This window comes from Nocardioides sp. (assembly GCF_036401255.1).
Classification (GTDB): domain Bacteria; phylum Actinomycetota; class Actinomycetes; order Propionibacteriales; family Nocardioidaceae; genus Nocardioides.
Genome location: NZ_DASWVI010000134.1, coordinates 1 through 14,206, shown reverse-complemented (window position 1 = coordinate 14,206; position 14,206 = coordinate 1). Strand labels below are relative to the sequence as shown.

12 protein-coding genes are annotated in these 14,206 nt (G+C 70.7%); all 12 read left to right on the top strand.

Translation table 11 applies throughout. From position 1 onward, the window contains the following. Positions 1 to 111: 111 nt before the first annotated feature. Complete coding sequence (locus VGD85_RS05955) at positions 112 to 1,134, top strand: ABC transporter permease (RefSeq protein ID WP_331062526.1); 1,023 nt, start codon at positions 112 to 114, stop codon at positions 1,132 to 1,134. A gap of 105 nt (positions 1,135 to 1,239) precedes the next feature. Beyond that, positions 1,240 to 2,997: an ABC transporter substrate-binding protein gene (locus tag VGD85_RS05950; protein ID WP_331062525.1), complete on the top strand. Its 1,758-nt coding sequence runs from the start codon at positions 1,240 to 1,242 to the stop codon at positions 2,995 to 2,997. 185 nt (positions 2,998 to 3,182) lie between these two features. Then, positions 3,183 to 4,199, top strand: coding sequence for an ABC transporter permease (locus VGD85_RS05945; protein ID WP_331062524.1), 1,017 nt, complete (start codon positions 3,183 to 3,185; stop codon positions 4,197 to 4,199). Between the two features lie 10 nt (positions 4,200 to 4,209). After that, on the top strand, positions 4,210 to 5,253 hold the full coding sequence (locus tag VGD85_RS05940) for an ABC transporter ATP-binding protein (protein ID WP_331062523.1): 1,044 nt from the start codon (positions 4,210 to 4,212) through the stop codon (positions 5,251 to 5,253). Beyond that, the gene (locus tag VGD85_RS05935) at positions 5,250 to 6,527 is read left to right on the top strand and encodes a dipeptide ABC transporter ATP-binding protein (RefSeq protein WP_331062522.1); all 1,278 of its coding nucleotides are present in this window, start codon (positions 5,250 to 5,252) and stop codon (positions 6,525 to 6,527) included. The genes VGD85_RS05940 and VGD85_RS05935 overlap by 4 nt, the downstream gene beginning before the upstream one ends. Before the next feature lie 166 nt (positions 6,528 to 6,693). Beyond that, positions 6,694 to 8,049, top strand: a complete 1,356-nt coding sequence (locus tag VGD85_RS05930) for a replication-associated recombination protein A (protein WP_331062521.1) — start codon at positions 6,694 to 6,696, stop codon at positions 8,047 to 8,049. Positions 8,050 to 8,060: 11 nt separating this feature from the next. After that, on the top strand, positions 8,061 to 8,588 hold the full coding sequence (locus VGD85_RS05925) for a hypothetical protein (protein WP_331062520.1): 528 nt from the start codon (positions 8,061 to 8,063) through the stop codon (positions 8,586 to 8,588). Further along, positions 8,585 to 8,905: a DUF6167 family protein gene (locus VGD85_RS05920; RefSeq protein WP_331062519.1), complete on the top strand. Its 321-nt coding sequence runs from the start codon at positions 8,585 to 8,587 to the stop codon at positions 8,903 to 8,905. Before VGD85_RS05925 ends, VGD85_RS05920 begins: the two co-directional genes overlap by 4 nt. Beyond that, entirely contained in the window at positions 8,905 to 11,628 is a 2,724-nt protein-coding gene (gene alaS, locus VGD85_RS05915) for an alanine--tRNA ligase (protein ID WP_331062518.1), read from the top strand. Before VGD85_RS05920 ends, alaS begins: the two co-directional genes overlap by 1 nt. 13 nt (positions 11,629 to 11,641) lie before the next feature. Beyond that, on the top strand, positions 11,642 to 12,109 hold the full coding sequence (gene ruvX / locus VGD85_RS05910) for a Holliday junction resolvase RuvX (protein ID WP_331062517.1): 468 nt from the start codon (positions 11,642 to 11,644) through the stop codon (positions 12,107 to 12,109). Next, entirely contained in the window at positions 12,110 to 13,315 is a 1,206-nt protein-coding gene (gene mltG, locus VGD85_RS05905) for an endolytic transglycosylase MltG (RefSeq protein WP_331062516.1), read from the top strand. Between the two features lie 19 nt (positions 13,316 to 13,334). Further along, on the top strand, positions 13,335 to 14,156 hold the full coding sequence (locus VGD85_RS05900; RefSeq protein ID WP_331062515.1) for a shikimate dehydrogenase: 822 nt from the start codon (positions 13,335 to 13,337) through the stop codon (positions 14,154 to 14,156). Positions 14,157 to 14,206 lie beyond the last annotated feature (50 nt).

The window sequence follows — 14,206 nt, the reverse complement described above, 5'->3', positions numbered from 1 at the left end:
GACCCATTGAAGTGCTGGCGTCACATAGAGTCCCACCCGTCGCCGGCCCACCGGTGCCCGTGATCCGGGCCCTGGAACCGGCGCCAGCACACCCGACAAGACAGAGGTGACATGACTGTTCCGGCCTCCAACCTGGAGAGCGAACGCCTGCCGGACCCGACCGGTGCTCCCGAGGGGGACACCTCGAAGATCGCCGGCAAGTCCCCGACGAAGCTCGCGATGGACCGGTTCCGTCGCGACAGGCTGTCGATGATCTCGTTCTCCGTGGTCGTGCTGTACATCCTCGTCGGCATCGCCGCACCGTTCCTGGTGCACTTCGGGGTGCTCGATCCGTTCACCAACCACAACACCGGCCAGGACTCGCTGCTCGACGTCAACAGCCTGCCGAAGGGCGAGTGGTGGGGCGTCAGCTGGGACCACCCGCTCGGCGTCGAGCCCGGCTCGGGACGTGACGTGCTGTCCCGGATGGTCTACGGCATTACGTTCTCGCTGGCCATCGCGCTCTCCGCGACGATCGTGGCCATCGCGCTCGGCACCGTCCTCGGCATCATCTCCGGCTTCAGCGGCGGCTGGGTCGACGCGATCATCGGCCGGGCGATCGACCTGACGCTGTCCTTCCCGGTGACGCTGATGCTGCTGGCCCTCTCGAGCATGGGTGTCGCCACCGTGGCCAAGTTCCTCCCCGGCGGCGAGTCCGACGACATCCCCAACGGCTTCTACGTCGTGCTGGTGCTCGGACTGTTCGGCTGGCCCGGCATCGCCCGCATCATGCGCGGCCAGGTGCTGTCGGTCCGCGAGCGCGAGTTCGTCGACGCGGCCGTGCTGATGGGCGCCTCGAGGCCACGGATCTACTTCAAGGAGATCCTGCCGAACCTGTGGGCCCCGCTGCTGGTCACGTTCACGCTGACCATGCCCGCCTACATCTCGGCCGAGGCGGCGCTCAGCTTCCTCGGCGTCGGCATCGTGCCGCCGACACCGACACTGGGCAACATCCTGCGCAGCTCGATCAACTACTCGATCGGCGACTTCTTGTTCTTCTTCACGCCGGCGTTCTTGATCATGGTGATCGTCGTGAGCTTCAACCTGCTCGGCGACGGCATCCGCGACGCGCTCGACCCCAAGGCGGCGCGCTGAGCCCAACCCGTTGACGCCCCCCGCGGGCACCACCCGATCTTCGGCGGCACGGAGCCGCCGAATGTGCCGCCGCTCCAGGCGCGACACACACCCAAGGAGAAGTTAATGGTCAAGTATCGAAAGCGGTTGCTCGCAGCCACCGCTGCGATCGCGCTGGCGGCCGGTCTCGCTGCCTGCGGTGGCGGCTCGGACGACGAGGGCACGCCGAGCGGCAACGGCAGCCAGGCCGGTGGCGAGGGCGCGAAGGGCGGCACGCTCTACTACTACATCTACGCGCCCTACGAGCACGTCGACCCGCAGCGCACCTACGTCGGTGTCGAGCTGACGAACTTCCGCCGCACGATCTACCGCGGCCTGCTGGCGTTCCCGATCTCGACCGACACCGACGTCGCCAACACCCCGGTGCCGGACCTCGCGACCGACACCGGCACCAAGGCCGACGGCGGCAAGACCTGGTCGTTCACGATCAAGGACGGCGTCAAGTGGGAGGACGGCCAGCCGATCACGTGTGAGGACTTCAAGTACGGCGCGTCCCGCGTGTTCGCGACCGACGTCATCACCGGTGGCCCCAACTACATCCTGAGCTACCTCGACGTCCCCACCGACAAGTCGACCGGGCTGCCGATCTACACGGGCCCCTACAACTCGACCCCCGAGGGCCAGGCCGCGTTCGACAAGGCGATCGAGTGCGACGGCAACACGATCACCTACCACTTCAACAAGCCGTGGCCGGACTTCGACCTGGCCGTCGCGGGCCTGTCGATGATGGACCCGTACCGCAAGGACAAGGACAAGGGCGCCAAGTCCAACTACCAGATGTTCTCCAGCGGTCCGTACCGGATCGAGGGCAGCATGTGGAACAAGAACAAGGGTGCGACCTTCGTCCGCAATGAGAACTACGACGAGTCGACCGACGACACCTCGATCCGGATGGCGCTGCCGGACGAGATCGAGTTCAACGTGGGTCAGACCACCGAGACGATCTACGACCAGCTGATCGCTGACAGCGGCGACGCGCAGTACGCCGTCACCAGCCAGCGGGTGCCTCCGGCCTACTACGCCCAGATCGTGGGCGACGCGGAGGAGCGCTCGGTCCTCGTGGCCTCGCCGTTCGTCGACTACCTGGTGCCGAACTTCCGGCGCCTGACCGACCCGGCCGTCCGCGAGGCGCTCAAGGTCGCGACCAACGCCGAGGGCTGGATCGCCGCCGGTGGTGGCGAGAAGGCCTACGCCCCGGCCGAGTCGATCGTCAACCCGGCCGTGATCGGCTACCAGGACAACCCGGCGTTCTCCGGCCCGCAGGCCGGTGACCCCGAGCAGGCCAAGCAGATCCTGACGGACGCCGGCGTCGACATGCCGTACCCGATCAAGTTCACCTACCCGCAGTCGGACACCGCCGACAAGCAGGCCGCCGCGCTCAAGCAGACCTGGGACGAGGCCGGCTTCAAGGTCACGCTCGACCCGCTGGGCGACACCTACTACGACGTCGTGCAGCAGCCCGACAAGACCAGCGACATCATGTGGGCCGGCTGGGGTGCTGACTGGCCGTCGGCCATCACCGTGACCCCGCCGCTCTTCGACAGCCGCCCGAACCTGACCGCGAACAGCGACGGCCAGGACTACGGTGCCTACAAGAGCGACAAGTTCAACGCACTGGTCGACCAGGCCGCCAACGCCTCCACCCTGGACGAGCAGACCGCCGCCCTGCAGGAGGCGGACAAGGTCCTCGGTGAGGACGTCGCCTACATCCCGCTGGAGATCGCGCAGTTCTACTTCCTCCACGGGTCGAAGGTCACCGGCTTCACGAACACCCCCTCCTCCTCGATGTACCCGGACCTCGGTCCGATCGGCGTCGAGCAGTGACGGTCGTTCGTCACCGGTAACCCAGCAACAGCCAGCAACACCTGCGTCGGGTGGCCGCCTCCGGTGGCCCCCCGCCGACTGGGGGTGGGGGTCTCGTCGAGGGGCCCTCACCCTCACCGCCGTCCAGGGTGCGATGCTTGTCCCCGAGCACTCCCCACTGACATGACCCGAGGTGGTCTCTCCCGATGTTCGCGTACATCGTTCGCCGGCTCTTCATCGGCGTGATCTTGCTGATCGTGATGAGCCTGGTGACGTTCATGCTCTTCTTCCTCATGCCCCAGGACCCGGCCCGGGTCGCGTGCGGCAAGAACTGCAGCATCGCCCAGATCAAGCAGACCGAGAAGGCGCTCGGCTACGACAAGCCCGCGCTCCAGCAGTGGACCGACTTCCTCCAGGGGATCGTCGCCGGGCGTGACTACCCCGAGGACAAGACGCTGCGCGAGAAGGCGCCGGAGCTGATCTCCGACTGCGCCGCCCCCTGCCTGGGCTACTCCCGCGTCAACCAGGTCACCGTCGGTGAGGAGATCAAGGAGGCGTTCCCGGTCTCGGCCTCCCTGGCCGTCCTCGCCTTCTTGATGTGGATCGCCGGCGGCGTGATCTTCGGGATGATCGCCGCGGTGACCAAGGGCACGGTGATCGACCGCGGCATCGTCGCGATCTCGCTGGTCTTCTATGCGTTCCCGACGTTCTTCATCGGCCTGTTCCTGCTGAAGTTCATCGCGATCAAGTGGGGCCTGGTCGAAGTGCCCAGCTACACCACGATCGCCGAGGGCGGCGTCGGCGGGTGGCTGACCAACCTGTTCCTGCCCGCCCTCACCCTCGCCCTGTTCTTCATGGCCGGCTACGTCCGGATGACCAGAGCCTTCGTGCTGGAGTCGATGAGCGAGGACTACATCCGCACGGCTCGGGCCAAGGGCCTCAAGCGCGGCCCGGTGCTGTTCAAGCACACGATGCGAGCCGCGCTGACGCCGCTGGTCACGATGGCCGGTCTCGACTTCGCCGGGCTCCTCGGCGGTGCGATCATCACCGAGTCGGTGTTCAACTTCAACGGCCTTGGCAAGCTGGCCGTCGACGCGAACGTGTCCTACGACCTGCCGACCCTGATCGGGCTGGTGATCCTGCTGGGATCGTTCGTGATCGTCGCCAACATCATCGTCGACGTCCTGTACGCGGTGATCGATCCGCGCGTCCGCGTCGGCTGAGGGGAACAACGTGAGCTTTCTGTCAGTCCGCGACCTCAAGGTCCACTTCCCGACGGTCGACGGCATCGTCAAGGCCACCGACGGCCTCTCGTTCGATCTCGAGAAGGGCAAGACCCTCGGCATCGTGGGGGAGTCCGGCTCGGGCAAGTCCGTCTCCACGTCGGCGATCCTGGGCCTGCACCGCCGCACCAACGCGATGGTCAGCGGCGAGATCCTGCTCGACGGGGTCGACCTGCTCAAGGTCAGCGACGAGGAGATGCGGCGCCGCCGCGGCCGCGATGTGGCGATGATCTTCCAGGACCCGCTGTCGGCGATGCACCCCTACTACCGGGTCGGCAACCAGATCGCCGAGGCCTACCGGGTGCACCACGACGTGAGCAAGAAGGCCGCTCGCGCCCGGGCGATCGAGATGCTCGACCGGGTCGGCATCCCGCAGCCGGACCGGCGCGTCGACGACTATCCGCACCAGTTCTCGGGCGGCATGCGGCAGCGGGCCATGATCGCGATGGCGCTGATCAACAACCCCAGCCTGCTGATCGCCGACGAGCCGACCACCGCGCTCGACGTGACGGTGCAGGCGCAGATCCTGGACCTGCTCCAGGACCTGCAGCGCGACTTCGACGCCGCCGTCATGATCATCACCCACGACCTGGGCGTCGTCGCCGAGATGGCCCACGACGTGCTCGTGATGTACGGCGGTCGGTGCGTCGAGTACGGCCCGACCAAGGAGATCCTGACCCACCCGGAGATGCCCTACACCTGGGGCCTGCTCTCCAGCATCCCCGAGGTCGACTCGGACCCGGACGCCAAGCTCGTGCCGATCCCCGGCAACCCACCGAGCCTGTTGAGCCCGCCCAGCGGCTGCCACTTCCACCCACGGTGCACGCACCGCGACAAGGTGCCCGGCGACCTGTGCCGGACCGTGACCCCCGAGCTCACACCGGGCACGCGGGGTGAGGGACACATCAAGCGGTGCCACCTGGCCAACCCGGATGTGGTGTACGAACGAGAGGTCCTGCCGGAGATCGCGCCGGACCTGGTGGAGGGACGATGAACGACCAGCAGCTGCCGACCAGCGTCGGGATGCCGGGGGACGACCCGGTCAGCCGCACGACGGACCCGACCGACGAGACGACGCAGTACGTCGAGAGCGTGCGCCCCCACGGCCGGTCGGCCGCGCACTTCGACGCCGAGCCGATCCTCGAGGTCAAGGACCTGCGGATGTACTTCCCGGTGCGCTCGTCCGGCGTCATCCGGCGCACCGTCGGTCACGTCCAGGCCGTCGACGGCGTGTCGTTCCAGGTGCCCAAGGGCGGTTCTCTCGGCCTGGTCGGCGAGTCCGGGTGCGGCAAGTCCACCACCGGCCGGCTGATCACCCGGCTCTACGAGCCGACCGGCGGTGCCATCCAGTTCGACGGCCGGGACATCGCGAAGACCTCGGCCCGCGGACTCAAGCCGCTGCGCCGGGAGATCCAGATGATCTTCCAGGACCCCTACACCTCGCTGAACCCGCGCCACACGGTCGGCGCGATCGTGGGCGCCCCGCTCGCGATCCACAACGTGCTGCCCAAGGACAAGATCCTGCCGCGCGTGCAGGAGCTGCTCGAGATCGTGGGGCTCAACCCCGAGCACTACAACCGCTACCCGCACGAGTTCTCCGGCGGCCAGCGCCAGCGCATCGGCATCGCCCGGGCACTGACGCTGCAGCCGAAGCTGCTGGTGGCCGACGAGCCGGTCTCCGCTCTCGACGTCTCGATCCAGGCGCAGGTGATCAACCTGCTCCAGGAGGTGCAGGCGGAGTTCGACATCGCGTTCCTGTTCATCGCCCACGACCTGGCGGTGGTGCGTCACTTCTGCCCCGAGGTCGCGGTGATGTACCTCGGCAAGATCGTCGAGATCGCCGACCGGGAGTCGCTCTACAACCGGCCCAACCACCCCTACACGCAGGCGCTGCTGTCGGCGGTGCCGGACGTCAAGCAGGCGGCGATCGGCGGACGCCGCGAGCGGATCCGGCTGGAGGGCGACGTCCCGAGCCCGATCAACCCGCCGTCGGGGTGCCGCTTCCGCACGCGGTGCGCGCTCGCGCAGGAGATCTGTGCTCGGGTGGAGCCGCCGCTGCTGCAGATCGGCAAGCGCCACAAGGTCGCCTGCCACTTCGCGGGCGAGCTGGGTCGCCACCCGGAGCGTCCGGTGACGGCGCCACTGCTCGGCGTGGACGACACCGGCAGCCCCGACCCGGGTGCGACCCCGAGCATCGAGGTCGGCAACGACCCCGGCTATTCCGACACCTGGTTCGACCTCGAGCGCAAGACGATGGCCTCGGCCTGATGGGCTGCCCCGGCCCGAGCTTGCGAGGGCCGGGCGACCCCGAACCGGTCACCGGGTCTCGATACGCTCGCTAGCGCTCGCTACTCGACCGGCGGCTTCTGGCTCGGTGGTCGAGTAGCCGTCGCGAGGGACGAGCGACGGCGTATCGAGACCCGGTGAGGTAGGCATGGACGACGGACTGTTCGAGACGCCCGGGACGCCTGCCCGCACGGGCGGCGGCTCGCTGACGACGAACACCCACGCGTCCGCGCCCCTGGCCGTGCGGATGCGGCCGCGGACGCTCGAGGAGCTCGTCGGCCAGACCCAGCTGCGCGCGCCCGGTTCGCCGCTGCGCCGGCTCGTCGAGGGCGACCAGTCCATGTCGCTCCTGCTGTGGGGTCCGCCCGGCACGGGCAAGACCACGATCGCCGCGATCGTGAGCCAGCAGACCGACCGGAGGTTCGTCGAGGTCTCGGCCGTCTCGGCAGGCGTCAAGGAGGTGCGGGCCGCGATCGACGCGGCGCGCGCCGAGCTCGCCGGCGGCGGCAAGGAGACCGTGCTGTTCGTCGACGAGGTGCACCGGTTCAGCAAGGCCCAGCAGGACGCCCTGCTGCCGGGCGTCGAGAACCGCTGGGTGACCCTGATCGCGGCCACCACGGAGAACCCGTTCTTCAGCGTGATCTCACCGCTGCTCTCACGCAGCCTCCTGCTCCGCCTGGAGTCGCTGTCCGACGACGACGTGCGCGCCGTGCTCGACCAGGCGATCGTCGACGAGCGCGGCCTGGCGGGTGCCGTCGCCGTGGACGACGACGCGCTCGACCACCTCGTCCGACTGGCCGGGGGAGACGCTCGCCGGTCACTGACCTACCTGGAGGCGGCCGCCGGTGCCGCGGTCGCCCAGGGCCTCGAGCGCGTCGACCTCGCGACCGCCGAGACCGCCGTCGACCGCGCGGCGGTCCGCTACGACCGGCAGGGCGACCAGCACTACGACGTGGTGAGCGCGTTCATCAAGTCCGTGCGGGGCTCCGACGCCGATGCCGCCCTGCATTACCTGGCCCGGATGATCGAGGCGGGGGAGGACCCTCGGTTCATCGCTCGGCGCCTGATGATCCTGGCCTCCGAGGACGTCGGCCTGGCCGACCCGACGGCCCTGACGACCGCGGTCGCGGCCGCGCAGACCGTGCAGCTGATCGGGATGCCGGAGGCGCAGCTGACCCTCGCGCACGCGACGATCGCCCTCGCGGTCGCGCCGAAGTCGAACGCGGTCACGACCGCCATCGGCGCCGCTCTGGCCGACGTCCGCGCCGGCAAGATCGGCCAGGTGCCGGCCCACCTGCGCGACGCGCACTACTCGGGGGCCAAGAGGATCGGCCACGGCGCGACGTACAAGTACAGCCACGACGAGCCGTTCGGCATCGCGGAGCAGCAGTACGCCCCCGACGTCGTCCTCGACGCGGAGTACTACCACCCGACCTCGCTCGGAGCCGAGGCGGCCATCAAGGAGCGCTGGGAGCGGATCCGGCGCTTGATCCGCGGGAGATAGGGTCGGGGACCATGCAGGACTGGATGCTCCTCGTCGCCGCCGCGGTGCTCGCGCTGCTTGCGGCGACCCTCGGCGTCGCCCTGCTGCGCTCCCGCTCGCGGGCCGGCCGCGCCGTCGAGGCGGCGTACGCCGAGACCGCGGCGCTGCGCACCCGCCTCGAGGAGCTCGAACGCCGCGTGACCGGTCCCGCGTCCCGGCCGGCAGCAGAGGGCGCGTCGCGGGCGGAGTTCGTCATCACCCACCTCGGCGAGGACGAGCAGCACGCTCCGGGGGACCCCGTTCGCATCGAGACGGCCCGCATCGAGAAGACCCTGTTCGCCGACCTCGTGCTGCGCGAGACCGTGGTGAAGGCCGCCTCGCTGGCCCACGGCGTGCGCCGAGCCCTGGACGCCGAGACCCGCAACCGCATCCGCTTCGAGATGCGACGCGAGGTCAAGCGGGCACGCAAGCAGCGGCGCGCCGACACCCGCCGGGCCCGGCGGGAGTGGGAGGCACGCCAGCGCTCGGCCCGCCACGACGACGAGGACACCGCCGCATGAGGCGCGGCCTCTGGTTCCTCGCCGGGGCCGGGGCGGGCGTCTACGCCATGGTGCGTGGCCGCCGCGCCGCCGAGGCCCTGACCGCCGACGGGCTCAAGGACCGGCTGGGAGCGCTCGAGGTCGGCGCCCGGCTGTTCCGCGACGAGGTCGCCCAGGGGCGGGTGGAGAAGGAATCGGAGTTGCGCGAGAGACTCGGCCTCGTGCCTCATGGGAGGCCCGAGCTCGAGGGCGGCCGGCACCGCGCCGCTCCCGGGGCGGCCGCGGCCGAGCCCGCACTGCAGACCAGCTCAACCACCGACGAGGAAGGCACCACCTGATGGACACCGCGGAGATCCGGCGACGGTTCGTGGCTCACTTCGAGCACAACACGACCGTCGGGGCGCACACCCCGGTGCCGTCCGCCTCGCTGCTCCTCGACGACCCCAACCTGCTGTTCGTCAACGCCGGCATGGTGCCGTTCAAGCCCTACTTCCTGGGCCAGGAGACCCCGCCGTACCCGCGCGCCACCAGCGTGCAGAAGTGCGTGCGCACCCCCGACATCGAGGACGTCGGCAAGACGACCCGGCACGGCACGTTCTTCGAGATGTGCGGCAACTTCTCCTTCGGTGACTACTTCAAGGAGGGCGCGATTGAGCTCGCCTGGGACCTGGTCACCAAGCCGCTCGCCGACGGCGGGTGGGGCCTCGACGAGGCGCACCTGTACCCCTCGATCCTCGACGGCGACGACGAGGCCCTCGCGTTGTGGCGCAAGGTCACCGGCCTGCCCGACGAGCGCATCCTGCGCCTGGGCCGCAAGGAGAACTACTGGTCGATGGGCGTGCCCGGGCCCGGCGGCCCGTGCTCGGAGATCCTCTACGACCGCGGCGCGGCGTACGGTCCCGACTTCGACCCCGCGACGCTCGGCCCCGACATGCCGCTCGCCCTCGAGGACCGGCTGCTCGAGATCTGGAACCTGGTGTTCATGCAGGACGAGCTGAGCGCGGTCCGGTCCAAGGAGGACTTCGACGTCGCGGGCTCGCTGCCCCAGCGCAACATCGACACGGGCATGGGCCTGGAGCGGGTCGCGTTCCTGCTCCAGGGCAAGGCCAACATGTACGAGATCGACGTGATGTTCCCCGTGATCGAGAAGGCCGAGGAGCTCACCGGGCGCCGCTACGGCGCCGGTGGTCAGCAGGGTCACGAGGACGACGTCCGCTTCCGCGTGGTCGCCGACCACATCCGCAGCTCGATGATGCTGATCGGCGACGGCGTGACCCCCGGCAACGAGGCCCGCGGCTATGTGCTGCGTCGCCTGCTGCGCCGCGCCGTCCGGTCGATGCGGCTGCTCGGCTACGAGGACCCCGCGCTGCCCGAGCTGTTCCCGATCAGCCGCGACAAGATGGGGGAGACCTACACCTCGCTGCACCACGACTGGGAGCGGATCTCCACGGTCGCGTACGCCGAGGAGCACGCGTTCCGCCAGACTCTGCGCGCCGGCACGACGATCTTCGACCAGGCGACCGCCGAGCTGAAGAAGGCCGGCGGCAGCCAGTTGTCCGGCGACAAGGCGTTCGCGCTGCACGACACCTACGGGTTCCCGATCGACCTCACCCTCGAGATGGCCGCCGAACAGGGCCTGGCCGTCGACGAGGCGGGCTTCCGGCGGCTGATGAACGAGCAGCGCCAGCGGGCCAAGGACGACGCGAAGGCCAAGAAGGGCCAGCACCGCGACGCCTCGGCCTACCGCCAGGTCGCGGACTCGCTGGGCCGGGCCGTGGAGTTCACCGGCTACGACGTGGTCACCGACGAGGCGTCGGTGCGCGGCCTGGTCTCCGCCGGGGGCGTGGTCGCCTCGGCCGGCCCCGGCGACGACGTCGAGATCGTGCTCGACCGCACCCCGTTCTACGCCGAGGGCGGCGGCCAGCTGGCCGACCAGGGCGTCATCGAGCTCGAGAACGGCGCCCGCCTCGAGGTCCGCGACGTCCAGTCGCCGGTCACCGGGCTGATCGTGCACCACGCGACCGTGCTGTCCGGCGAGGTGACCGCGGGGCTCGGCGCGCACGCGGTCGTCGACGTCGAGCGCCGTCGCGCGATCTCGCGCGCGCACACCGCGACCCACATGGTGCACAAGGCGTTCCGCGAGGCGCTCGGCGAGACCGCCACCCAGGCGGGGTCCGAGAACGCGCCCGGCCGCTTCCGCTTCGACTTCTCCGCCGTCGGCGCCGTCCCCGAGTCGGTCATGGCCGACGTCGAGGCCCGGGTCAACGACGTCGTCCTCGACGACCTGGCCGTGCACGCCGAGGTGATGAGCCAGGCCGACGCGGTCAGGTCCGGCGCGATGGCGCTGTTCGGCGAGAAGTACGGCGACCGGGTGCGGGTGGTCTCGGTCGGCGACTGGGCCCGCGAGCTCTGCGGCGGCACCCACGCCGGCAGCTCCGGCAAGCTCGGCGTCATCAAGCTGCTCGGCGAGTCCTCCATCGGCTCCGGCGTACGCCGCGTCGAGGCGCTGGTCGGCAGCGACGCCTACCGCTTCCTCGCGCGCGAGCACGTGCTGGTCGCGCAGCTCTCCGACACGCTCAAGGTCCGTCCCGAACAGCTCCCCGAGCGCGTCAACGACCTGGTCGAGAAGCTCCGCTCCGCGGAGAAGGAGATCGAGAAGGTCCGGGTCGCCCAGCTGCTGGCAGCGGGCGGCGAGCTCGCCGCGGGCGCGGCCAAGGTCGGTCCGGTCAACCTCGTCGCGCACCGTGCCGACGGCGCCGGTGGCGGCGACGTGCGCACGCTCGCGCTCGACGTGCGTGGCCGGCTGCCGCAGGGCGAGCCCGGGGTCGTGGTCGTGATCGGCGCGGCCGACGGCAAGGTCGCCGTGGTCGCGGCCCTCAACGACGAGGCCCGCGCCCGCGGGCTCAGCGCCAACGAGCTGGTGCGCGCGGTCGGCCCGCTGGTCGGCGGCAAGGGTGGCGGCAAGGACGACGTCGCCCAGGGCGGCGGCACGGACACCTCCCGCATCGACGAGGCGATCGCGCTCGTGACGACCGAGGTCGGGCGGGTGGCCGCCGGCTGAGGCCGGCCCCGGCATGAGACACGGCATCCGGATCGGCATCGACCCCGGCGACGCCCGGATCGGCGTCGCCCGCAGCGACCCCTCGGGCTTCCTCGCGACGCCCGTGGAGACCGTGCGGCGCGGCAAGGGCGACCTGGCGCGGATCGGCCGGATCCTGGCCGAGGAGGCGGCCGACTCCACCGTGCTGGAGGTGGTGGTCGGCCTGCCGCGCTCGCTGTCGGGCCGGGAGGGTCCCGCCGCCGCCAAGGTCCGCGAGTTCGCCGCCCGGCTGGCCGCGCGCGTCGCGCCGGTGCCGGTGCGGTTGGTCGACGAGCGGATGACCACCGTTTCGGCGGAGGCTATGCTGCGCGACCAGGGCCGGTCGGGGGGCAAGAGGCGGGCCGTGGTCGACCAGGCAGCAGCCGTCTTGATCCTGCAGCACGCACTGGACACCGAACGCGCGACGGGGGCCGCGCCGGGCGAGATCGTCGAGGAGACCTAGATGAGCGACGAGCACGATGCCGTGCACGACGAGTCCGGAGACGCCTTCAGTGTGCTGGGCGACCCCGACGCCGAGGGCGCGGTGCACGAGCCCGGTGGTCGCCGGCGCGCCCGCAGGCGGCGGGGCCTGCCCGGCTGCCTCGCGGCCCTGGTCGCGCTCGCGGTGCTCGTGGGCGGGTTCTACGTCGCGGTCACCTGGGGCATCGACAAGGTGCGTGACCAGTTCGGCTCCGCCGAGGACTACCCCGGCCCGGGGCGCGGCAACGTCACCTACCAGGTGGTCCGCGGCGCGACGGCCGGCAGCATCGGTCGCGACCTCAAGGCCGAGGGCGTCGTGGCCTCGGTCGACGCGTTCATCGACGCGGCCAACGCCAGCCCCGAGTGGTCGAACCTGCAGGCGGGCTACTTCCCGCTGAAGAAGGAGATGGCGGCCGCCGACGCGGTCGCGATCCTGGTCGACCCCGGCAACATGGTGAAGGCGACCGTCACGATCCCCGAGGGGCTGCGGGTGGTCGAGATCGTGAAGGTCCTCGCGAAGGAGACCGACTACAAGGTCGCCGACTTCGAGAAGGTCCTCGACCAGCCGGCCAAGCTCGGGCTGCCGTCGTACGCCGAGGGCAACCCGGAGGGCTACCTGTTCCCCGCGACCTACGACTTCGGGCCCGACGCGACGCCGCTCTCGATGCTGACCGACATGGTCGACCGGTGGCGCCAGGCCGCCGACGACGCGGACCTCGAGTCGGCCGCGGCCGACCTGGGCTACACCCCGAACGAGCTGATGACGGTCGCCAGCCTCGTCCAGGCCGAGGGCCGCGGCGACGACATGCCCAAGATCGCCCGGGTGATCTACAACCGCGTCGAGAACCCCGGCAACGGCATCACCAACGGCCTCCTGCAGGTCGACGCCTCGGTCAACTACGCGCTCGACCGCTCCACGATCGCGGTGCTGACGCAGGCCGAGATCGACTCGGTCGCCGACTCGCCGTACAACACCTACAAGCAGACCGGCCTGCCGCCGACGCCGATCGAGGCGCCCGGCGACGACGCGATCGCCGCCGCCGCGCACCCCGCGGACGGGGACTGGCTGTTCTACGTCACCGTCAACCTCAAGACGGGTGAGACCAAGTTCACCGAGGACTACCAGGAGTTCTTGACCTTCAAGCAGGAGCTCAAGGAGTACTGCGAGACCCAGTCCGACCGGTGCTGACGCGGCGGGCTGGTCGGTGATGCGCTGCGCCGTCCTGGGGGACCCCGTCTCCCACTCCCTCTCGCCGACGCTGCACCGTGCCGGGTACGCCGCGGTCGGGCTCGACTGGGAGTACGACGCGATCCGGGTGGCCGCGGAGGAGTTCGCGCCGTTCGTCCTCGGGTTGGGCACCGAGTGGCGCGGGCTGTCGCTGACGATGCCGCACAAGCGAGCCGCGCTGTCCCTGCTCGGCGTCGAGGTGACGGCCCGGGCCCGGCTGGCCAGCGGCGTCAACACCCTGGTCCTCGAGGCCGGAACGCCCGTCCTGGCGGACAACACCGACCTGCCGGGGGCGGTGGCCGCCGTACGCGAGCGCTACGACGGTCCGGTCACCGCCGGCACCGTGATCGGTGGCGGTGCGACGGCGGCCTCGACGGGCCTGGCACTGTGCGAGCTCGGCGCCCGGACGGTGCGGCTGCTCGCCCGCTCGCCCGAGCGGGCGGCCCCGACGGCGGCCGCGATCGCCGCGCACCCGAGCGCGCCTCGCGTGGAGGTGCTGGCCCTCCGCGACGGCGAGGTGCTCGGGGAGGTCGTGGTGTCCACCGTGCCCGCGGAGGCGCAGGACGACGGTCTCGTCGCGCGCTGCGCGGACACCCCGGTGGTCTTCGAGGTGCTCTACGACCCCTGGCCGACGCCGCTGGCGGCCTCGGTGGGCGCCGACCGGGTGCTGGTCGGGGGTCTCGACCTCCTCGTGCACCAGGCGGTGCTGCAGTTCGAGCTGTTCACCGGGGCGCCCGGTCCGCTGGCCGCCATGCGGCGGGCGGGGGAGCGTGCCCTCGAGGCGCGGCGGGCGGCGGGGTGAGCATCGACCCCGCGGGCGCAGCGCTCGGCGCCGTCGCCTGCAGCGCGGCC

Bases quoted from the DNA above. Each gene is read 5' to 3' on its own strand.
- VGD85_RS05920 (WP_331062519.1), top strand. From the start codon at position 8,585: ATGAGGCGCGGCCTCTGGTTCCTCGCCGGGGCCGGGGCGGGCGTCTAC.
- VGD85_RS05930 (WP_331062521.1), top strand. From the start codon at position 6,694: ATGGACGACGGACTGTTCGAGACGCCCGGGACGCCTGCCCGCACGGGC.
- ruvX (WP_331062517.1), top strand. From the start codon at position 11,642: ATGAGACACGGCATCCGGATCGGCATCGACCCCGGCGACGCCCGGATC.
- VGD85_RS05900 (WP_331062515.1), top strand. From the start codon at position 13,335: ATGCGCTGCGCCGTCCTGGGGGACCCCGTCTCCCACTCCCTCTCGCCG.
- VGD85_RS05955 (WP_331062526.1), top strand. From the start codon at position 112: ATGACTGTTCCGGCCTCCAACCTGGAGAGCGAACGCCTGCCGGACCCG.
- VGD85_RS05935 (WP_331062522.1), top strand. From the start codon at position 5,250: ATGAACGACCAGCAGCTGCCGACCAGCGTCGGGATGCCGGGGGACGAC.
- alaS (WP_331062518.1), top strand. From the start codon at position 8,905: ATGGACACCGCGGAGATCCGGCGACGGTTCGTGGCTCACTTCGAGCAC.
- VGD85_RS05925 (WP_331062520.1), top strand. From the start codon at position 8,061: ATGCAGGACTGGATGCTCCTCGTCGCCGCCGCGGTGCTCGCGCTGCTT.
- mltG (WP_331062516.1), top strand. From the start codon at position 12,110: ATGAGCGACGAGCACGATGCCGTGCACGACGAGTCCGGAGACGCCTTC.
- VGD85_RS05950 (WP_331062525.1), top strand. From the start codon at position 1,240: ATGGTCAAGTATCGAAAGCGGTTGCTCGCAGCCACCGCTGCGATCGCG.
- VGD85_RS05945 (WP_331062524.1), top strand. From the start codon at position 3,183: ATGTTCGCGTACATCGTTCGCCGGCTCTTCATCGGCGTGATCTTGCTG.